At 38.5% G+C, this 22,030-nt stretch carries 14 protein-coding genes; 9 read left to right on the top strand and 5 right to left on the bottom strand.

Features of this window, described 5'->3' with window-relative positions; translation table 11 throughout:
* Positions 1–318 precede the first annotated feature (318 nt).
* Positions 319–3,072 (top strand): AsmA family protein, encoded by a 2,754-nt coding sequence (locus LBQ60_03610; protein ID MDR2036990.1) that lies wholly within the window; start codon positions 319–321, stop codon positions 3,070–3,072.
* A 4-nt stretch (positions 3,073–3,076) separates the two neighbouring features.
* Here the strand turns inward: LBQ60_03610 and LBQ60_03605 are convergent, their stop codons facing one another.
* Positions 3,077–4,495 (bottom strand): AAA family ATPase, encoded by a 1,419-nt coding sequence (locus LBQ60_03605; protein MDR2036989.1) that lies wholly within the window; start codon positions 4,493–4,495, stop codon positions 3,077–3,079.
* Positions 4,496–4,598: 103 nt separating this feature from the next.
* Here LBQ60_03605 and LBQ60_03600 point away from each other — a divergent pair, with 103 nt between their 5' ends.
* From LBQ60_03600 to LBQ60_03580, 5 genes are all read left to right on the top strand, one after another.
* Positions 4,599–5,195 (top strand): hypothetical protein, encoded by a 597-nt coding sequence (locus LBQ60_03600; GenBank protein ID MDR2036988.1) that lies wholly within the window; start codon positions 4,599–4,601, stop codon positions 5,193–5,195.
* Positions 5,176–6,045: a DUF3822 family protein gene (locus LBQ60_03595; protein ID MDR2036987.1), complete on the top strand. Its 870-nt coding sequence runs from the start codon at positions 5,176–5,178 to the stop codon at positions 6,043–6,045. Before LBQ60_03600 ends, LBQ60_03595 begins: the two co-directional genes overlap by 20 nt.
* Positions 6,033–6,563, top strand: coding sequence for a 16S rRNA (guanine(966)-N(2))-methyltransferase RsmD (rsmD, locus tag LBQ60_03590; GenBank protein ID MDR2036986.1), 531 nt, complete (start codon positions 6,033–6,035; stop codon positions 6,561–6,563). Before LBQ60_03595 ends, rsmD begins: the two co-directional genes overlap by 13 nt.
* Before the next feature lie 135 nt (positions 6,564–6,698).
* The gene (locus LBQ60_03585) at positions 6,699–7,355 is read left to right on the top strand and encodes a lysoplasmalogenase (GenBank protein ID MDR2036985.1); all 657 of its coding nucleotides are present in this window, start codon (positions 6,699–6,701) and stop codon (positions 7,353–7,355) included.
* 329 nt (positions 7,356–7,684) lie between these two features.
* Entirely contained in the window at positions 7,685–8,638 is a 954-nt protein-coding gene (locus tag LBQ60_03580) for a hypothetical protein (GenBank protein MDR2036984.1), read from the top strand.
* An 84-nt stretch (positions 8,639–8,722) separates the two neighbouring features.
* On the opposite strand, the gene LBQ60_03575 is transcribed toward LBQ60_03580, so the two are convergent.
* The 4 genes from LBQ60_03575 to aspT form a co-directional block, all read right to left on the bottom strand.
* Positions 8,723–9,649 carry a cation diffusion facilitator family transporter gene (locus tag LBQ60_03575; GenBank protein ID MDR2036983.1) on the bottom strand — a complete coding sequence of 309 codons (927 nt, stop codon included), beginning with the start codon at positions 9,647–9,649 and terminating at the stop codon, positions 8,723–8,725.
* Between the two features lie 249 nt (positions 9,650–9,898).
* On the bottom strand, positions 9,899–10,990 hold the full coding sequence (locus LBQ60_03570; protein MDR2036982.1) for an OprO/OprP family phosphate-selective porin: 1,092 nt from the start codon (positions 10,988–10,990) through the stop codon (positions 9,899–9,901).
* A gap of 171 nt (positions 10,991–11,161) precedes the next feature.
* Positions 11,162–12,805 (bottom strand): bifunctional aspartate transaminase/aspartate 4-decarboxylase, encoded by a 1,644-nt coding sequence (locus tag LBQ60_03565; GenBank protein MDR2036981.1) that lies wholly within the window; start codon positions 12,803–12,805, stop codon positions 11,162–11,164.
* Positions 12,806–12,837: 32 nt separating this feature from the next.
* Positions 12,838–14,538 (bottom strand): aspartate-alanine antiporter, encoded by a 1,701-nt coding sequence (gene aspT, locus LBQ60_03560; GenBank protein ID MDR2036980.1) that lies wholly within the window; start codon positions 14,536–14,538, stop codon positions 12,838–12,840.
* 339 nt (positions 14,539–14,877) lie between these two features.
* On the opposite strand from aspT, the gene LBQ60_03555 reads away from it, so the two are divergent.
* The 3 genes from LBQ60_03555 (at position 14,878) to LBQ60_03545 (ending at position 21,995) form a co-directional block, all read left to right on the top strand.
* The gene (locus LBQ60_03555; GenBank protein MDR2036979.1) at positions 14,878–16,128 is read left to right on the top strand and encodes a sodium:proton antiporter; all 1,251 of its coding nucleotides are present in this window, start codon (positions 14,878–14,880) and stop codon (positions 16,126–16,128) included.
* Positions 16,129–16,262: 134 nt separating this feature from the next.
* Positions 16,263–16,682, top strand: coding sequence for an organic hydroperoxide resistance protein (locus LBQ60_03550; GenBank protein MDR2036978.1), 420 nt, complete (start codon positions 16,263–16,265; stop codon positions 16,680–16,682).
* A gap of 237 nt (positions 16,683–16,919) precedes the next feature.
* Positions 16,920–21,995, top strand: coding sequence for a right-handed parallel beta-helix repeat-containing protein (locus LBQ60_03545; protein ID MDR2036977.1), 5,076 nt, complete (start codon positions 16,920–16,922; stop codon positions 21,993–21,995).
* Positions 21,996–22,030 lie beyond the last annotated feature (35 nt).

Raw genomic sequence — 22,030 nt, 5'->3', positions numbered from 1 at the left:
AAAAGTATATAATATTTCAGCAGTTTCAAAAGTTTTATGGTTATACAAAACATCTTCCGGGATTTGTCCCTAAAATATTTGTAAAATAATAAAGACGAATATCCTTACAATAAAAACAGGGATTGATTGTTTTGATATTTATTTGCAGAAAGTAATAATATAATTACTTTTGCTTCTATGAACAGTATTTGAGTAAATTTGTTTTATTTATTATGAATATTGAAAGTTTATCATCTCTTTTCAAAAATAAAACGATTCATTTTCCGTTCTTTAAAAAAATACAGAAACGCCGTTTGTTGAATATTAAAGTCCTTTATCATGAAAAAATTTCTTAAAATCTTTTTTATCGTTATCGCTGTTCTTTTTCTGGTATTATTGATCACTCCTTTTCTGTTCAAAGGTAAACTCATTGAGATTGCTAAAAAAGAGCTGAACAATATGCTTACAGTTAAAGTTGATTTTTCGGATCTTAAATTATCTTTTATCCGTAATTTCCCTAATGCCTATGTCGCTTTATCAGACCTGCAGGTGGTAGGAACCGGAGAATTTGAAGCCGATACACTGGCTTCATTAAAAAGATTTAGTGTCACGGTAGACATTATGAGTGTAATTAAAATGGACAATATCGAAATAAAAGCGGTGTTGCTGGACCAGGCAAAAGTATATGCACATGTTCTGGAAAACGGAAAGGTTAACTGGGATGTGATGAAGCCCAGTGACGAGCCTGAAGAAAAAACAGAAGATGAAAGCTCGGATACAGATATTCAGATATCACTCAAGAAATTTGAAATACGGAATGCCCAGATCGTTTATCGTGATGATTCCAGTAAAATGGCGGCTGCTGTTAAAAATCTTGATTTCCTTTTGAAAGGGGATATGTCAATGGAAAACACCACACTATCCATGCAGCTGGATATCAAAACGCTTGATTTCTGGATGAATAATATACGGATGGTAAGGGATGCCCGTATCAATTTCGTTTCCGACATTGCTGCCGATTTAAAAAACATGGCTTTTACCTTCAACCATAATCAATTTAAACTCAACGATATTATCCTGAAATTTGATGGTACGGTAAAAATGCCAGGTGATGATATTATTACTGATATTACATTCGCCACTGAACGTACCGATTTCAAAAGCTTATTATCGTTGATTCCGGCTGTATACATGAAGGATTTCGAATCGATACAAACCAAAGGAAACCTCACACTTGAAGGTTATGCAAAAGGAACCTATAATGATAAGCAAATGCCGAATGTAGGGCTGACCCTGAATGTGGACGATGCCATGTTCAAATATCCGGATCTCCCTCAATCCGTTGAAAAAATCAATATTGCTTTGAAATTATTTTATGATGGTGTAAAATTTGACAATACCACATTGGATGTTAACAAATTTCATTTTGAAATGGCAAAAAATCCTTTCGATTTGGAATTGCATGTAAAAACACCTGAAAGTGATTTGCAGGTAGCCGGAGAGTTCAAGGGAATAATTGATTTCAATTCCATTTCAAGCATTATCCCGCTTGATGACATGAAATTAAATGGCATATTGGAATGTGATCTAATCCTGGCAGGACGTATGTCTACACTTGAGAAACAACAATATGAAGATTTTGATGCCAAAGGAATGTTGAAATTAACCGGATTCAGTTTTACCAGTCCGGATTTCCCTCAAGGAGTCAAAATCTCGAGCACCCATCTTGATTTTACACCTAAAGTCGTTCACCTGGTCAATCTTGATGCTGTTGTCGGACGGACTGATGTTTCATTGAAAGGCTCGCTTGAAAATTTTATCCCATATGTTTTCAAAGGTTCAACAATCCGGGGGAACTTATCCCTTTCTTCGAATGTTATCGACCTGAATGAGTTCATGTCAGGGGAAGAAACAGAGACAACCACCGAGACGGATACTGTTCCGTTATCTATCATTGAAGTTCCTAAAAATATCGACTTTACGATTAATGCAAAAATTAATCATATCTATTTTGATAAATTGGACATCAGTAGTACTGTAGGTAACTTATTCGTGAAAGATGGAAAAGTCAGGATGGAAAAATTAGGGATGAACCTTCTGGAAGGAAGTGTTGTGTTGAATGGAGAATACAACACCCAGGAGATAAAAAAACCTTTTATAGATTTTCATCTGGATATTTCACGGTTGGATATTACTTCAACTCTGTCTTCGTTTTCAATGCTTCAGAAAATCTTTCCCGACCCTCAGGATTATGTCGGAAAAGTATCTGCATTATTGAATCTCCATACGATCCTTGATGAACATATGAGTCCGGTATTGAATACTGTACAGTCGAAAGGACAGTTGAATACTCATAATATTGAAATCCGGAACTCAAAGCTGATGGGAACCCTGGCGGACGTGTTGAAAAACGAGAAACTACGGACATTATCACCTGGAGATCTGAATATTAAATTTGAAGTCAAGGATGGAAGGATCATGATCGAGCCAATGCAATTTAAGATCGATCAGGTAAATCTCAATTTATCCGGAGATCAAGGACTTGATATGACTTTAAATTACAATCTGAAGGCTTCAGTTCCGGTCGCAGCTGTTGGTGCTACTGACATCCTGAAATCTATCCCCGGAGGGTCTAATATTAAAGAATTGTCTCTTACAGGAAGTATCCGCGGTACTGTTACCAAACCGGAAATAAAACTGAGCATGGCCGATATGGTAGGAGATATTACCAAGGCTGTAACGGAAACCGTTACACAAAAAGTAGAAGAAGCAAAGGAACAGGCAAAAGCTGAAGTGAATGCGCAGGTAGACAAGTTATTGGCTGATGCACAAAACCAGGCAGAAAAACTGCGTAGCGCAGCCAAACAGCTGGCTGATAAAACACGTTCTGAGGCCAATGCTGCCGCAGATAAACTGGAGAAAGAGGCTGAATCAAAATCAACAGTCGAAAAACGTTTAGTAAAAGTAGCTGCCGACAAGCTTCGCAAAGAGGGTGAATCCAATGCAAAAAAAATAGAACAGGAAACGGAGAAACAGATACAGAATATTCTTGACGCTGCTAATAAGACAGCGGATGAAATAAAAAACAAATAATCACTTAGAGCCCGTTAAAAAACTTATCCGGAAAATTGACCAGGTACAATTTTCCGGAGGCTCGCGTGATAGCTGTATATAGCCATCTTAAGTATTCGATATCCGGAGATTCGTTTTTGACCCAGCCCTGGTCAAGAAAGGTATATTGCCATTGTCCTCCCTGTGCTTTGTGACAGGTAACTGCATAAGCATACTTAACCTGCAAAGCATTGAAGAAAGCATCTTCCCGTATTTTTTCATAACGTTTCTTCTTTGTCGGGATGTGGGAATAGTCTTCCGCTACCGAGTAAAACAATTTTTGTGTTTGTTCGGCAGTAATGGATGCAACTTCGCTAGATAAGACGTCCAGCATAATCATGGCTGTAAATTCCCGGTCATTGTAATCGGGCAATGACAGTTCTACTTCAGCAAACCGGAAATCATATCGTTCAAAATACCTGATGATGCGAACTACCTTAACAATGTCGCCATTGGCAATAAAACTGATATCTTCCGAATCCTGTATCCAAAAATAGTTGTTCCGTACCACCATCAGCAGATCGCCGGGAGTGAGCTCTTCTTCCCGGTATAAAACACGATTGCGTATTCCCTGATTATACCGGTTGGCTTGTTTGTTCGACCGGCAAATAATGGCAGTCTCTTCAATTCCATACTTTTCATAAGCATCGGATATGGTTTCGATTAAATCCTCTCCGGAAATACGTTGAACATCGGGAAAATTCATCCGGAATACCGGAAAAGCGGACTGTTTTCCGGAAATCATCTGACGTACAATAGTCGCATTACATAGGATTCCGGATTCCCGTGATTGCCGCACCACTTCGGTCAGCAAACATTCGGAAACTTTCAAACCATAAGATTCCAGAAGATGTTTATCCAAAGCCGGACTTTCCTCCTGGCCTACAGGAGGCAATTGAGCCGTATCCCCGATTAAAACCAGCTGGCAGTGATGATCGTTGTATACAAACCGTATCAGATCGTCCAGAAGATTTCCACTTCCAAACAGATTTTGGTCAGTACTATACCTTGAAATCATGGAAGCTTCGTCAACAATAAAAAATGTATGATGATCCGGGTTGTAATCAAGGTGAAAAGAACTGAATATATCTGTTGATTTTTTTTGACGGTATATTTTTTTATGAATGGTAAAAGCTTCTTTTTCTGAATATGCACTTAACACTTTAGCAGCCCTACCTGTAGGAGCCATCAATACGGATCGTATTTTAAAATCATTCAACGTTTTGACAAATGCTGAAACCACAGAAGTTTTACCGGTTCCTGCATACCCCTTAATGAGCGAAATCCGTTGATTATCCGGCGTTACCATCATCTCAGATAAAACATCAATCACATTTCTCTGTCCTTCAGTAGGTTCAAAATTCAGGTGATGGAAAAAAATATCTTTAAGATGATTTTTCAGCATAAAAAATAATAAATTACTAAGATATCATTTCTTTTTAACTTTTTTTCATATTTTTGCCAATAAAAGCGAACAAACCAAAAACATTAAAGAAAAATTAATAATAATGAAAACAGTTATTCAAGTAATCCTAGCCATTGCAATAATTGTAGTGGGGTATTTCGTTTATGAAAGCATACAGGAACCGCTCCGGTTCAATGCTGAAAAGAACCAACGTTATGCCGCTACCATCGAGCGTTTGAAAGATATCCGTACAGCTCAGGTAGCATATAGATCGGAAAATAAAGTGTATACTTCCGAATTTGATTCATTGATTAATTTTCTGAAAACAGGAAAATTTAAAGTGGTAAAACAAATCGGTGACGAAGATGATTCTGCGGCTGTTTCTGTAGGTCTTGTTCGGGATACCATCCTTGTTAGTGTTTTGGATTCATTATTTAAAAAAGGGTATCCTGTTGATTCGATCCGTTACGTACCATATACAGACGGCGTTGAATTTGAAATGGATACTATAACATTGATTGCCGGAAAGGTGAAAGTAAACGTATTTGAGGCTAAAGTTTCCAATGATGTATTGCTGCATGGCATGGATCCTCAACTAACGGTTAACTTCAATAAGGAAAGAGAGAAGACAGTTAAATATGCAGGTTTAAAAGTCGGTTCTTTGGAAGAAACCACCAATAATGCCGGAAACTGGGAATAATTCGGAGATAAAAGCAGATATAGACCTGATTGATGAAATTTTTGATATTTCCCAATCAGAGAGTTATCATTTATCCATCCAAATTGCAGAGAAGGGGTTATCATTTTGCATATTTAACACGGTAATCAGCAAATACATTGTATTGCGGCATTATCAGTTTGCAGGATTAAATACCCTTATTGATTCTTGCAAAAAAATTTTTGAAACAGATGAATTATTACAAGCGTCATATAAAAGTTGTTGGTGTCTTGAAGTATCATCGCGTTCTACTTTAGTTCCAGAGCGTTTTTTCGATTCATCGGATGCTGAAGAATACTTATCCTTCAACCATGGAGTAAAGAAGAATGAACAGGTAATGCATAACTTTGTATCCGGGGCACAATTATATAATGTCTTTTCTGTTCCGCTTGAAATAAAAATATTACTGGAAGAATACCATCCAAAGCTTAAATGGTTCCATCATGCTTCACCTTTTATTGAATGGATGATGCTCCATCCACAACCAGCTTCACCAATTACCTTACATTTTTATGGTGGTTATATGGATATTCTTCTTATAAAAAACAAACAACTGTTACTATACAACACATTTGAAGTCAATACTCCTGCAGATTCCATTTATTTTCTCGCAGGAGTATTGAGTCTTCATAAGATGTCGCTATCTTCGACTAGTGTTTCCTATGCCGGAGAATTGAAAGAGAGCCCGCTTTATGTTGAAATGATCCGGAAGTATGTATTACGGATAAATGAATGTGAGCCTTTTAGTACAATAACTTACAGCCATTATCTTATAGAATCGATGAGAAAAAGATTTATAAACCTGTTTAACTTATACGGGTGCGCATCATAGGTGGTCAATACCGGGGGAAGCAAATACCTTCGGATAACAGGTTAACGCTTCGGCCAACTACCGATTTTGCAAAGGAAGGTTTGTTCAATATTCTTTCCAACAGGTATGATTTTGAGAATTTAGATGTGTTGGATCTATTTGCCGGCACTGGAAGTATTAGTTATGAATTTGCATCGCGTGATGCAAGAAATATCCATTCAATAGAAATAGACCCACAGCATGTTTCATTTATCCGTAGTGTTATAAAAAAAATAGGATTGCAACAAATACGGGTGGTACGGGATGATGTGTTTCATTTTTTGAATATATGCAAGGAGCAATATGATATCATATTTGCCGACCCCCCTTATGACATGGAAAAGATCATTGAAATACCGGATTTGATATTAAATAAAAATATACTAAACCCAGAAGGAATATTGATTCTCGAACATTCCAGACGTACGGATTTTTCATCTCATCCTAACTTAATCGATCACCGGAATTATGGGAATGTACATTTCAGCTTTTTTCGTTAAAATCAGGTTTTAATTAATATCGGCCTTTACAAATTGTTTTCTTAGGAAGAAACACAACCAGGTGCCTTTTAAAATTGTCTGCTTAAAAAAAAATATTAACTTGCTCTTTCTTATAGATAACAAATACGAATAACCATGAAAAACTATCTTTTTCTGTTACTTCTCATCCCTATAACAGCGGCATGTCTCGCTGTACTCGGGTTTGGATATGCCTTTCATTTGATATTATCTCTTTCTTGTATCATCATCGTATTGGTATTTCCGGAAGAAGAAGTAAAAACCTCTGCATGGTTAATTGCCCTTTCTTTTCTGATTTCCATTGCCGGAGACTGGATGTTAGGACATAGGGCGAATTTCCCGGATCGGTTTATTTATGGGATCGGACTTTACTTTTTAGCACATATTGGATATTTATCTTTTTGCATCAGGAATGGCAGGGTCAATATTCTCTTGCTTGCTTTATCATTGGTCGGTTACGGTATTTTCTTCATGCTGAAATTAAAGCCGGCCATCTCCGATGATTTATTACTGATATCCGTATTACTTTATTTAATAATATCCTGCTGTACCTTAGCTGCTTCGCTGGAATTGTCCTTATCCCCTACATCCAGATGGCTTTTTTTCATAGGAATACTCAGCCTTGTCTTTTCTGATACACTCATTGCATTACACGAATTTGTGAGAAATGATACACTCTATTTTTTGATGATGCCTACTTTTTATGCATCACATATTTTTATCACAGCCGCCATGATGAGAAAAAACAATGAAAGCCTAGACGAAAATACCTGATCTGATTGTTGTTCCTGAGCAAAATAATGGGCTATTATTTGTCATATATCTATAAAAATATTAACTTTGCCGTTGTTATCACTTCACTCATATTTAGTGAATTAAACACAGGAATTATTATCAGACAATTTGCTTGAAAGAGAAGCCCAGTATCAACCGGGAGGTGGAGTAAAGGTTTGTGATACATCTTTCCCTAAACAAATGTTCTAAAGTTTTTGTTTAGCTTTATTTGTTTCAAGTGAATGTTATCTCTTATATACACAAGATTTTAATTATATTATTTTGAAACTTTTCTACTAAAGAATGCGTAATTCTAAAAAAAAATTGCGATGAAGTATATAAATATGTTTCTTTTCTTTTGCATTGTTTTCTTTTCATGCAAAGATAAAGACAGGGACGATACAAGCAGAACAGATCAGGTAATTACTTTTGGTCCCATTTCCAATAAAAAATTAGTAGAGAATTCTTTTAAATTACAGGCCTGGTCTTCTTCCGGATTATCCGTACTCTTTGAAAGCAGCGATCCTTCTATTGCTTCAATATCAGGAAACATAATCAATATGCATCTACCGGGAAGTATCACTATTACAGCCTTTCAGCCGGGAAATAAATCATATAATCCGGCTACACCTGTCGAACAATCATTCAACATCCAACCACCACTTTTAGCGAGTTATGAAACAGACCTATTCTTCTATTATTATTCATATAACTTTGATCTCATTATAGAGTATGGATGGGAGTTCAAATTAAATGGCACCCCATTCTCGAGATCATTAATATATAATGATTCGGGAGAAATGATTGAAGATATAAGTTCATTTTCAACGAAAATCACAAAAAGAAATGGAAATACCATTAACTATGGATCTGAAACGCTAACTCTTGACAATGAAGGTAAATTATTACTGATAGAAAGTACTTCTACAATTAAGTTTGAATATGATAACAATGGTAATCTATCACGAAAAACGGAATATAACCCCGATGATATGACTGTTATTTCCATTGAAGCATATGAAGATTATGATCTGAAAATAAATCCACTCCTGGAAAGTAAACCAAGATGGTGGTTTACATACATAAATAGATTTTTCGCGTTCAATAATCCGGGACGATTGATTAAGACCGAGAATGAAACAAGTAGTGTTATTGAATATCAATATGAGTATAACTCCTTGGATTTCCCGACAAAAAGAATTGTTTATAATCAAGAAACAAAAGAAACCCACACAGAAATATATTTGTATGAGGAACCGGACATTATGCCGGAATTACCCTGACACATTTATAAGCAACTTATGAAACTTTTATGATGGAGTAGTAAATCTACAAAACAATATTTTATACAATTGACAATCAATACACTACATCATTTCCCGGTTAATTCCGAACTGTTCTTTAGGGTGATCCTTTTCTATCGGTTCCACATGTACCACAATGTCATACACATTTTCAACAGACTGCCTGATACTTTTTTCCACAGCATTCGCAATATCATGTGATTCCCTGAGGGTAATATCTCCATCTGCCTCTATATCAAGATCTATCACATACATATTTCCCATCTGCCTGGATCTTACACGATGAGGATTACTGGCTCCCGGGACTTTATCTACAGCTTCAAATATTTTATTGTATATTGTTTCATCCTTCACACCATCCATCAATTCAACATTTGAATCCATGAATATACTAATAGATGATTTTATTATAAAAATACTGATGATTAATCCGGTTATAGAATCAAGAACCGGAAGTTTAAGAATAAAAGTGAATATCAGTCCCACTAAAACACCTATCGAAATGATGACATCATTGCGCATATTAACGGCATTAGCAGTCAATAAAGAACTATTAATTTTTTTCCCTTGCCTTTGCTGATAAAGTGCCAGCGCCAATTTTCCAATAATAGAAAATATGGTCACATAAATAGCAATGGCAGCAGGAAGTTCTTTACTTTCAACGGAAAACATACTCTTAACAGATGAAACGAGCATTTGTACACCGGCATAAAAAATGATCAATGACAATATTTTGGTAGCAATGCTCTCGGCTTTTTCAAAACCGTACACGTATTTTCTTGTAGGCGGCCTATTCATAATATTGGCCGTAAAAATCATCACGATTGAAATAATGACGTCTGTCGCAGAATCAATACCATCTCCCAGGACAGCTAAACTTCCCGCAAATAGTCCGATAATAATTTTGGCCACTGATAATATAGCATTACCAATCGTACTGATCCACGATGTCCTGATCAATATTTTATCCCTTGAAAGCACTTTATCCATTCCCGCTGTTTTAAGCAGCAAAGATAACAGATCCAGATACTTTTACAATCCAATTCCTATGAAAGATTTGACAAAAATCCTATTTCCATGATACAATCTTCATTATAATAACATGGAAAATTCTTGTCATATTTTATTAAATAGTCATTGAAGTTTTATCTTCACATTTATTTCTATTGGATACATCAAAATTTGAAAAACAATTTTTTATAAATCTTGACCATTAAACTCATATATTCTGACAATCAACTATTTCACCTTAAACAGCCATCTCATACCTATCAATAAAGTATGTGTGTGCTGGTCAGTTAAGCTACCAAATTCACCTTTGAATCCGGTATTTCCATAGGCATATGCCAGATGAAACCGGAGATTTTTAATTAACGGGTTTTCAAAAGGATAATATTCTATAACACCCTGTATACCTGACATTTGATATGCATCACGATCATAATCCTTATCATGGCGAAGACTCCAGATTCCTTTTACAAAAGGCCTCCATTTTCCGAAATTATACTTAATATTCACAGAAACCGATTGATCCTGGACATACCTGTTTCCCAATGAATCAACACTTACAACGGATGAATAATCCATGTTACGTGCTCCATAAAAATAATCCAGCTCAGTAGTAAAATCGCCTACATGTATTTGTGTACCTGCAGTGAACCAGTTATAAAATTTAGATTTCGTATGTTGAAAAGCACCATACCCCCAACGGGTGTTCAATACATTATTGAATAGGCTCCCCTGCCATAGCAAGTTCATAGCAATAGCTTTGTTTTTATATTCTTCACTGGCAAATTGAGGAGCATCGGAATTCACTACCTGAAAATTCATTACCTGTCCGGCAAAACGGTAAGCTACATTGATCCCTGTTTTGTATAAATCAAAATCCCCGTTCACCATAGTGGATTGATAGATATCGGCACCATTGTAATCGTATTCATAAGTCCCAAGTTGCACTGACTGCCGTCCGACTGTGAAAGTAAAGTTTTTACCTGCATCGAAAGCAATCCAGGCATGATCAACATTGCTCCCGTAATTATCACGGATCAACGGTGTTTGAGGCTTGTTTAAACGATAACGGAAACGGTAACGTATCCCGGGAATTATTTCACCTACCAGCCACAACTTAATGGTTTGCGCACGAAAAGAAGCGCTCTGCAGATCAGAACTCCGGAATTCCGTTTGAAAATCGACACGGGTGTCTACCATCACATTCAGCATTTTATCATCCCACAATAGTTTATCAAAAATATTCTGACTCTCTCTGTGTTGAGCGGATAATTTTGACCCCAACAGCAAAAAGCAAATACCAATAATATATAGCTTCTTCATCTGTAATTGTTTATGTATTAAGCACTCTGTGCTATTTATTATTTCCTTAAGTCACATTGATCAAATGAATTACGTTCAGAAAATATGACTTTAATTGTTTTATATTACTTAAAAATAATGAAACACGAAGATCAACTTCGTGTTTCATTGCTATCTGGTTATATGTGTGATTTAACTTTTTTTCCAGGCATCCACATATTCCTGCATGGTTTCCGATAATGCTTTACCTATTGTTGCATAAGCATTATCATCAAGGTTGGCCAATGATACACGAACCGACCATTCCGGTCCGGCAAAGCCTCCACCATTCAATAGTACTACGCGGCATTTTTCAGCTAACCGGAATACAATATCTACCGGTTCAAAGTTCTTTTTCATGAAAGACATGAATTCTTTACCATAATTTTTCATTCCCCACTCCTCAATGTCTACTTCACAATAATAAGCAGCACGGTCCGGATCAGGAATGACCGGAATATTCATCCCTTCCCAGAAAAGATTATATCGTTTCTGAAGAAGATTGCTACAAGCTTTTTTATATTTGTTATCCTTATCCATTAAAGCAAAAGCGGCAAAAAGCATCATCTGGATCTGTTGCGGCAAAGACAATCCCGCAGTATGGTTCAATGCTACCTGTCTGCTATCAGCGACCAGCCGATCGATAAACTTTAATTTCTCAGGGTAAATGGTCAGGCTTTCATACAACCTTGCCAGCCGATCCTTTTCTTTCTGTGGAATGGCAGTAAGCATATCATCATATATATTATCTTCATGCAAAGCGATGACACCTATACGCCATCCTGTCGCTCCGAAATATTTCGAAAACGAATAAACACAAAGGGTATTCTGAGGAAGATCACGCATTAATGAAACAAACCCGTCAACGAAAGTACCGTAAACGTCATCAGTGAGGATCATTAGGTTAGGATTGAGGTTTTTGACGACTTTCACAAGGTATTTCCGGCATTTTTCACAGATTTCCACTGATGTCGGATTACTCGGATTAATGATAAAAAATGCCCTGACAGATTTATCCCCTAATTTATCCAACTCTTCATCGGGATACTGGAAATTCGAATTGCCCTGGCTGTCTTTGGCCGAACCATGTACATATACGATTTTAAACTGGTATTTGTCTAATTCGGGTATTTCGAGATAAGGTGTAAATGTAGGAACACCCAATGCAATTTTATCACCTTTTTTCAGTAACCCGTTTTCTACCAGTGAATCAAAAATATAACACATAGCAGCTGTTCCTCCCTCGGTAGCAAAAAGGTCATATTTTCCGGCACGGCTCGGTTTATTCTGACACATTTCCTGAATCAGATAATCATGTACAATGACTTCACAGTTCTTAAGCATCCGTACAGGACTGGGGTATTGATCTCCAATAATGCCTTCAGCTAACTCCAGTCCCCAATCATCCGGATCGAATCTGTGCGTTTTAAGTCCATATTCATATATGTACTTCAGCAAATCGATTCCGGGAAGCTGGCTTTTCTCTTTAAGGAAAGCTTCAAAACGCTTGCCGATACCTTTCTTTTGCGGTATACCTGCCAAGCCAACCGGTTGATCCATACTACGGCGACATTCCGCCAAACCGAACTGGCCTAAAGTGAAAAAAGCTTCACGGGGTAAAGTAGCTATAAAGTTCGGATTTCCTCGCCCCGCATTTAACATGGTACGGGTGGATCTTTCATTTTCTTCCGAAGCCAGTTTAATCAGGCTATCTTTCAGTTCAAAAGGACTAAGTTGTTCCAATTGTTGTTCACGCTTACGTGAAGTTTTTAATTTTTCTAAAACATTAGTATCCATAATTCGATTATAATTTTTTTGTATGATTCTTTTTAACTCATCAGAAGCACAATAACGACTCCCCAAATTATCAATAATGTATTTCCTATTGCATAAGTGGTGGTATAAGAAAGTGCGGGGACTTTACTTTTTATAGTATCCTGAATCGCGCCCAATGCTGCAGTGGTTGTACGTGAACCGGCGCAGGCACCCAAAGTAATCGCTTTGGGAAATTTAAAAATATATTTACCCATCAATAAACCAACCAACATTGGAATAATACTGACAAAAATACCGGCTATAAACAGGCTGATACCATGTGCCTGAAGTCCTGCGATAAAGTTCGGACCGGCAGTGATGCCAACTACAGCTATAAATGTATTCAATCCTAAATTATTCATGAGCCAAACAGCAGGTTGGGGAACAGCGCCAATATTAGGACGGCGGGAATGGTACCAGCCAAAGACAATTCCCAAGATCAACACTCCCCCACTGGCACTTAAACTCAAAGGAACGTTTCCAACACGTATGGCTAATGTACCTAATATTCCTCCGATAAAAATCCCTAAAGCAACATATAATAAATCAGTTACATTGGTAGGTCTTTCTGCAAGTCCCAAAAATTTGGCAAAGCGATCCACGTCTGTTTTGCGTCCTTCAATTTCGACAACATCACCCCGTTCCAGCTTGACATTCTTTAATAAAGGCACTTCAGCGTTTCCACGGTGTATCCTACGCAAAACAACACCATGACGATCTTTACATGTTTTCATTTTGGCCAGGGTCATACCCACGGCTGCCTTATTCGTTACAATCACCTTGATCGCTTCTACCCGGAAACCCAGTAATTCAGGATCGGCCACTTCTATACCAATGGAATTTTCATCGGCGATCAGTGAATCGATCGGTCCGTTAAGTACCAATAAGTCATTCTTCTCTATTTTTTGATCGATCTGTGGTTCCTGAATGATTTCTCCTTTCCCATTCCGCATACGTTCAATATATACAGGCCAGCCTTCTTTTACCAGCATTTTTTCCACCTCATCCACTGTTTTGCTTGTATCGAAAAAGTTGCTGGAAGCCTTAATCACACGGAAAGTTGTACCATCATAGGCGTCTTCTAAGGAGGGATCATCATCCTGAATGGCTCCTCCCAGCGTTTGTTCATATTCACGCGTTTCCTTAATAATATCTCCACCCAGAATTTTAGGTCCTATCGAAGAAAGAAACCACGCTGTTCCTGCAGTCCCAAATATATAAGTAACCGCATAAGCCACAGGTATCTCGTTGATCATTCTTTGTTTCTCCGCCGCATCGATCGAGAGTTGATTAATGGTATCCGTAGCGACACCAATCACTGCAGAAATAGTATTGGCCCCAGATAATAATCCGACCGTATTTCCGATATCAAATCCGGCAATCAACGCACATACCCATGGAACCACCAGACACATTACACAAACGATACATGCAAAAAGAATCTGCGGTATTCCATCTTTCCTCAGACTTCGTACAAATTGCGGTCCGACACTGTAACCGACAGCAAAAAGAAAAATGAGGAAAAAAGCGGATTTCACTGTAGGAGAAATAGTAATATCCAATTGTCCTACCACCACTCCCATTAATAACACTCCGGTTACCGATCCAAGACTGAAACTTTTGATTTTCACCTTTCCAATTGCAAAACCTAAGGCCAATGTCAGAAATATAGCTAACTCTGGCGAATTTTGCATTGTTTTCACAATCCAATCCATACTCTTTTTTATTAGTTTCTAAAAAGTCACAATTTTTATAAACAAAAATTAAACTACGTAATGCCCTGAATTAAGTTATTGTCATGTCAGCATACGTTAGCGTCCTGTTTTAATTAGGGCAAATGTAGCTGAAAAATTCCACATTATATCCATTTATTTTCAAAATATTGATATTTAAATACTACTGATGGTACAGCAACAGTCGATAATACAACTTTTAAAACATCAATATCCGGTCAAAATTAAGTAGCCGATTTCATATTTTTTATTTGATTCTATCTATTTTAAAATATATTTTTGTCATCAAACCAGAAATATATTTAACCTTATCCAAAACAGATGGAACTATATTACTCACTTTCAATATTGATCGTATTGGCTACGGTTTTCTCATATCTCAACATCCGGTATTTAAAACTTCCGTCTACGATAGGGATTATGCTTATCGCATTCATTGTCTCATTGGTACTTGTCTTGGTAGGAAAAATATTCCCTTCTGCACCTTTACAGGAATTTTCACATATTCTTAATAATATGGATTTTCCTGATCTGCTGATGGGAGGCATGTTGAATTTTCTTCTTTTTGCAGGGGCTATTCCTATTGCAATGAGTGACCTGAAAGAACAAAAATTACCGGTAATTATTTTTTCCACCCTAAGTGTGATCATATCTACTTTTGTGATCGGTTTTGTCCTGTATTATTTGCTGAACTTCATATTTCCAATGGTACATTTACATCTGGAAATCCCTTTGGTTTATTGTTTAATATTTGGTGCATTGATCTCTCCGACTGACCCTATTGCCGTACTCAGTATCCTGAAAAATTCCAATGTCCCAAAATCCCTTGAGATGAAAATCTCAGGTGAAGCCCTCTTCAATGATGGTATAGCCGTAGTGGTGGTGGCTGTATTACTTAAGGCCGCAGACGGACAATCTGTAGACCTATCTTTTATTAATATTTCATGGTTACTGGTGAAAGAGGCGATCGGGGGACTTTTAGTAGGGCTATTGCTCGGATATATCGGAGCTAAAGCAGAGATTGGCGCAAATGAAGATTATAAAGTATCAGTATTGATCACCCTTTCAGTGGTGATGGGGGGAACTATGATTGCACATTTCATGGGCATTTCAGGCCCATTAACGATGGTAGCCGCAGGACTACTGATGGGAAATTCCAAAAGACGGAGGGTTCCGGGGGAAAGCCAGGTAGCTATTTTCTGGGAATTACTCGAAGATATCATGAATGCCGTATTGTTTCTGCTCATCGGATTTGAGCTATTGCTTATTCCTAATCTGCAAAATTACTGGCTGATTGGCATAATCTGTATCGTAACTACTTTATTTGCCCGTTACATATCTATTAAAATTCCTGCAGTAACATTACCTCTAAAAGAAAAATTCTCTCATGGGGCCATTATTATTCTTGTATGGGGAGGTCTGAGAGGAGGCGTTCCGATTGCACTTGCTCTGTCCCTCTCCGATTCTCCCTATAAACAAATCATCATTGCCGCGACTTATTTCGTGGTAGTTTTTTCCATCGTAATACAAGGACTTACTGTTGGAAAAATTGCCAGGAAAATTAAAGTATAAGACGATTCTGTCTTGGCAATTACATTCCTGAACAGGAACGTAACAAAAATTATTCAGCCGGTAGAAAGTAGTTTTATAAACTATTTTCGTATATTTGTGATGACTAATCACATAAATCACTAATTTATCAAAGCATGGAAGCATTATATACAGCAGTAGCTACTTCGGTGGGCGGAAGAAATGGTCACGTAAAATCATCGGACGGATTATTGGATTTTGAAGTGAAACCACCCAAAGAAATGGGAGGTCCCGATGGTAAATATACCAATCCGGAACAATTATTTGCAGCAGGTTATTCTGCATGTTTTGGAAGCGCCTTAAACCATGTTGCCCTATTGAAAAGAAAGCGAATAGAGTCATCAATAACTGCAAAAGTGAGCATCGGTAAAAAAGAAGGCGGAGGATTTATGCTCGCAGTGGAGATGGATGTCAACATTCCCGGCATGGACCAAAAAGAAGCAGAAGAACTGGCAGCAGAAGCACATCAGGTATGTCCATATTCTAATGCGACAAGAAATAACATTGAAGTAAAAATAAAAGTATTTACCAGTTAAAATCATTACATTGTTTTTAACAGTATCAAGGATCTAAACTTCAAGAAAATTCATACATTTTATCGAAAAGTATGAATTTTCTTTTATGAAAGTTTTGTAATGAGATTTCTAACTACTATAAATATGTTTCAAGATAATATATTTTCATTTTTTGAGTTATTATTTCCAAGATAAGTTAGCAGCAACTAACTTTGCCATCTAAAAATTAAAATCTACCGTTTAAACCGAACAAATAATATGAAGCTATTGCCATTTTATGCTTTAGTATTTTTTTTGTCCTTCATCAATATTACCACAGTATCATCAACAGTTCGTTATGTAAAAGCCGGAGCTACAGGAAATGGGAGTTCATGGACAAACGCATCGGGCGATTTGCAGGCCATGATCAATGGATCCACGGACGGTGATCAGATTTGGATAACCTCAGGAACATATACTCCCGTAATTCAGGCAAACAATACAAACGGGACTCCCGGAAACCGGAATAACACATTTATCATTTCGAAAAATATACGGATCTATGGTGGATTTGCAGGATACGAAATCAATCCGGAAGGAAGGGATCATAAGAAAAACCTGACTATTCTGAACGGAAATACGGACAATAGCTCCAGTTATCATGTATTGATATTCTCAAATGGATGTGAAGCGCTTCTTGATGGCCTTACCATTACAGGAGGAAATGCAAACGGGAAGGAATCCGTTTTTATAGATGGAAAGGAATACAGGCAGGATGCGGGAGGTGGGATATATATCATGCGTTCTTCTCCCAGGCTGAATAATATAATTGTAAAAAATAATTCAGCGGTTTATGGTGGAGGGATATACAGTTTCCATTCATTCCCCGTGTTGACCAATGTTACGGTAAACCACAACTCTGCCGATCAGGGCGGCGGGATATACCATTATTATTCATTTCCTGTAATAGTCAATATAACAGTAAGTCAAAATTCGGGTGGTGGAATTTTCAATGTCGTATCCAATCCTGAAATTTCAAATTCGGTTATCTGGGGTAATGAAAATGACCTCCATAACGATGCATTCAGTCATACACATTGTTCATACAGCCTGATACAAAATGAGACAAAGGATACTGAAGCTGTCGTTCCGGATGATAAAGAACCGGAGGAGAACGTTGGCAGAATTATTTACGTAGCACCTGATGGGAATGATGGCAATACAGGTTCTGAAGATTCACCTCTTGCAACAATTGCCGGGGCAAGAAACAATATCCGAAAGATAAAAGCTACCGGATTACCGGCCGGTGGAATTATTGTTTATTTCAGGGGAGGGACCTATCCTATTACAGAAACAACTTACCTGACTAATGAAGACTCCGGAACAGACGCTTCGCCTGTCATCTATAAAGCATACCCCGGAGAAACGCCTGTTTTTACCGGAGGATACCATATCCAGGGCAGTAAGTTCGAAAAGGTGAAAGATGCAACAATGCGTGAACGGTTAACACCTGAAGCCAGAAATAAGGTAGTCTGTTATAACTTATACAAAAACGGATTCAGTCTCAATGATCTGGACTATAGCAAGGATTTCTGGAAAAAAGATAACCTGAAAGAACATGTTACCGAAGAATTCTATGACAATAATAATTATGTCAGGAGGATGCAGGTTTTCATGGATGATGAAGCCCTTTACCTGGCCCGTTATCCTAATAAAACAGCAGGGATATTTCCCGAAAACCCATACAACACATATCTCTCCATATCTGAAATATACGGAGGAAGAGGTGCCCCCGGCGAAACATGGGATGGCAAGAGTCCGGTATTCCGCATAGATGAACCACGCATGAAAAGCTGGAAAAGCTATGAAGACATTATCGTTTTCGGAATGCTCGGCTATCATTATGAAAATGAACGGAACCTCGTAAAAGAAATCAATACCCAGCAAATGACCGTAGAATTGCAGTCCATGCCTACCTATGGCCTTTTTGACGATGCAAGGGTAGCGTTCGAAAATGTTTTTGAAGAACTGGATCAGCCGGGGGAATATTATATCGACAAGAATACAGGAGTATTATACCTGTATCCTGTTAAGGATTTGAATGATACTGAAGTAAAGATAGCCGCACTGGATAAAAACTTCATGATCGATGTAAAGGGAGCTTCCAATATTACTTTTTCGGGATTGACATTTGAACTGACGAAAGGTTCTGTTTTTTATATCCGCGGAGGAAGGAATTGTACCGTTGAAAACTGTAATCTGAAAAATTTCGGTATCTGGGGAGTCCGGCTCGGGGATAATGCACTGACTACCCGCAATTTTATAGAAGCCCAGAAGGAAAATAAATTCAGCGAATACCTTCGCGTGATCCCGGCTTCAGATAACGGATATAACCACAAAGTGACCGGTTGTTATTTTCTGAATACAGGTCACCATGCTTGTAGAATAGCGTCCGGTAATGCAGGAAACCGTGAAAGAGGAAATATGATTTTTGAAAACAACATCATCAAATATTCCGGCCTCATTGGTTCTACTTACAGATCGGGCCTGAACTTACATGGCGCAGGTATTCTCGTGAAGAATAATACTTTCCTTTATTGTCTCGGTCAGGCCATTACCGGAAACATCATCGACACTGAGATCATCAACAATGAATTCTGTGATTCTCCCTGTGATATGGGGGAAGATACCGGTACCTTGTATCTGAACTACCTGGCTACAAATGACGGGGTGAAAGTACGGTATAATTTCTTCCATGATGTGACCAACATGGATAACCGCTATGGCCGTAAGTTCGGGCATGCGTTACGCTCTGTAATAGGATACGATAACACTGCTCCTTTCCGGGATTTTTCCTACAATGTAGTTTATAACTATCCTACGGCAGGACTGATATCTATCGTTACACCATGGACCTGCATCAACAATGTTTTTGTAGATTGTGATGTAGTACTGCCTTATTATCCGGAATTCTTTAATACATATAAAGGAAGAACGCCTATGGACCTGCTGACAGAGAACAGCGAGTCTTCCATCTCGGCATTATATACCTCAGGCTTATACCGGACTACGTTGTGGCAGGAGAAATATCCGGAATTATATGCTTACTATGAGTACATGGCCAACGAAAAAGAAGACCTGCAGCAACCGATGGATCAGATATACAATAATTTGATTGTCAATATAAACAAAATCTTTCAGGACAGGAACAGTAGTCTGGAAGAATTGCAATTGCCCGCGGAGGTATCTGTTGATCCCCGGTACGGGAATATCAGCAATAATCATTACCTGACCCATGATCCCGGATTTCCGGGTGTAGCAAACAGGAATTTCCAGTTATCCCGGGAAGTAACGAATCGATATGGTATGGAATGGATCGACATGAGCACGATGGGCGCCGAAAAGTCAAAAAAAGACAATTCCGTTCTGCCGGTCACAAGTGCACGCGTACATAACGATTCCGAACTCAGGGAGGCGTTGGCCGATGGAAGTATCGACGCTATTATTTTTGCTAATGACATTACCGTATACCGGTCCGATCTGGTGATCCAGCCGAGACGGGCCAAACCCGACCTGGTGATCGATGGTAACGGCTATACCCTGACTGAGTTGATGGTGAAAAGATCAGACCCTGCCAAAGTCATCCGCCTGGAAAGTAACGGCACAATCCGATCCTTAACCGTTCGCAGTATGACAATAAACGGCCGGAACGGAGCTGGGAATATCTATATCAGTGCCCCCGAAAAAGTTGATCTGATCTACCGGAATGTTCATTATAAAGGGCCTAAGCTGGCTGAGAACGCAGCCGGAAGCATATTGTTGGATAACTCCGAAATACGGATTTCATTTGCGGAAGAAGGTGGAACTTTTATGGGAGAAGCAGTAAAGGCAAATCAAATCCGTTTCCGCGACGTGGTAAATATCACGAAAGACTATGATTCCGACGGAACCATGGAAGCCGTTTTAAAATTGACCGGTTCCGAACCGTCACTTATCGTAGAAACATTTCCGAGACAAACGGAAGTAATGATCGATTATGCCGGGCAGGAAACAGCGAAAGACCGCTTTACAGGCGGAGGCGGAGCCATCAATGCTGATCACCCTTTTGACTTTGTGATTGAATCAAAAGCGGCAATCAGGTATAAAGGAGTGCGCGAATATTTATCGGGCGCAAAGCCCAAAAAGGTCATTGAGAACAGCAATTCCTCCATAAGCATTCTCATTTATGAAGATGCACAAAAGGGTGTTGCCGATAAGATATTGTCTGTAGAAGGGGATGTCATTATAGGAGTGAACTCATCAGTCGATATCGACGTACGTGGCACTTCCCAGTGCCTGCTTGAAGTCAACGGCAATTTATCCGCAATGCCGGGCAGCTCGCTGTCACTGAGTGGTTATAAATTCGATTCCACCATTCCGGGAATAGTCACAAAATATCCTGTACTCCTGATGAAAGGCGGTGCCAGTTCAAATATTACATTTGACCGGCCTTCCAGGGTATCCATTCAGAGTCAGCAGACACAACAGGATTGGATGCGCTCCATCGGGTTTGTTTCCGATGGGACCATGAAATTCACAGCACATCAAATATCGTTGACAAAACGGACATCGGGAAATGAGTTATATTATGAAGCGGAAAACGGCGGATTAATCACAGTTGAAACCCGTATAAAGGGAGGTGCAAATGGGGTTACCCAATCGCTTTCCTATACTACGGAAAATAATGCACCTGTAAATGGCGGATCGCTCACCAAAGAAAACGTGGACATGAAAAACATCACACGTTTTTATCTTGCAAGCGACAAAAACCGGATCGATATTGATTCCGAAGATGATGCAACAGACAACCAAAAATCGGCCGGAACGGAAGAATATGGCCCGGGCATCGGAAATCTGAACAAGTATAAAGATCCATTGTTTCAGGATTTCCCAACCGGAAATTTTCAATTGAAAGAAGGAAGCCCATTGATTAATGTGGGGAATAATCAAAAATACCTTGATGCAATAAGCCTCTTCATGAATGAGGAGGAGAAAAAGCAGGCCAGTAAAGCACGGATCATAGGGGGGATTATTGATATCGGCGCCTATGAGTCTGATACTCCGGCGGACGGTAATACAGTGACCGGAGAAATAGACATTACAGATCTACCAGATGATATCGCGATATGGTCAAAGTACGGCAAATTATACATACAACCCGAGATGTCCGTTAAATTATTCGTATACACGGTCACCGGACTGCTGGTAAAGGTATTGGACATGAAAGAAAATGAAACGGCGGTACTTAGCCTTAGCACCGGGGTTTATCTGGTGGCTTCAAAGGATCATAAAACCAGAAAAGCAGTAGTGTATTGATTGGGGGATGGTATTAAAGTTACCGACACAACGAA

Source organism: Bacteroidales bacterium (assembly GCA_031275285.1).
Classification (GTDB): domain Bacteria; phylum Bacteroidota; class Bacteroidia; order Bacteroidales; family UBA4181; genus JAIRLS01.
This window is presented reverse-complemented; position numbering and strand designations above follow the sequence as displayed.

Excerpts from the sequence above, each read along its gene's own strand:
- LBQ60_03585 (MDR2036985.1), top strand. The coding sequence starts at position 6,699 with ATGAAAAACTATCTTTTTCTGTTACTTCTCATCCCTATAACAGCGGCA.
- LBQ60_03575 (MDR2036983.1), bottom strand. The coding sequence starts at position 9,649 with ATGGATAAAGTGCTTTCAAGGGATAAAATATTGATCAGGACATCGTGG.
- LBQ60_03555 (MDR2036979.1), top strand. The coding sequence starts at position 14,878 with ATGGAACTATATTACTCACTTTCAATATTGATCGTATTGGCTACGGTT.
- LBQ60_03550 (MDR2036978.1), top strand. The coding sequence starts at position 16,263 with ATGGAAGCATTATATACAGCAGTAGCTACTTCGGTGGGCGGAAGAAAT.
- LBQ60_03545 (MDR2036977.1), top strand. The coding sequence starts at position 16,920 with ATGAAGCTATTGCCATTTTATGCTTTAGTATTTTTTTTGTCCTTCATC.
- LBQ60_03600 (MDR2036988.1), top strand. The coding sequence starts at position 4,599 with ATGAAAACAGTTATTCAAGTAATCCTAGCCATTGCAATAATTGTAGTG.
- aspT (MDR2036980.1), bottom strand. The coding sequence starts at position 14,538 with ATGGATTGGATTGTGAAAACAATGCAAAATTCGCCAGAGTTAGCTATA.
- LBQ60_03605 (MDR2036989.1), bottom strand. The coding sequence starts at position 4,495 with ATGCTGAAAAATCATCTTAAAGATATTTTTTTCCATCACCTGAATTTT.
- LBQ60_03565 (MDR2036981.1), bottom strand. The coding sequence starts at position 12,805 with ATGGATACTAATGTTTTAGAAAAATTAAAAACTTCACGTAAGCGTGAA.
- LBQ60_03610 (MDR2036990.1), top strand. The coding sequence starts at position 319 with ATGAAAAAATTTCTTAAAATCTTTTTTATCGTTATCGCTGTTCTTTTT.
- LBQ60_03595 (MDR2036987.1), top strand. The coding sequence starts at position 5,176 with ATGCCGGAAACTGGGAATAATTCGGAGATAAAAGCAGATATAGACCTG.
- LBQ60_03570 (MDR2036982.1), bottom strand. The coding sequence starts at position 10,990 with ATGAAGAAGCTATATATTATTGGTATTTGCTTTTTGCTGTTGGGGTCA.
- LBQ60_03580 (MDR2036984.1), top strand. The coding sequence starts at position 7,685 with ATGAAGTATATAAATATGTTTCTTTTCTTTTGCATTGTTTTCTTTTCA.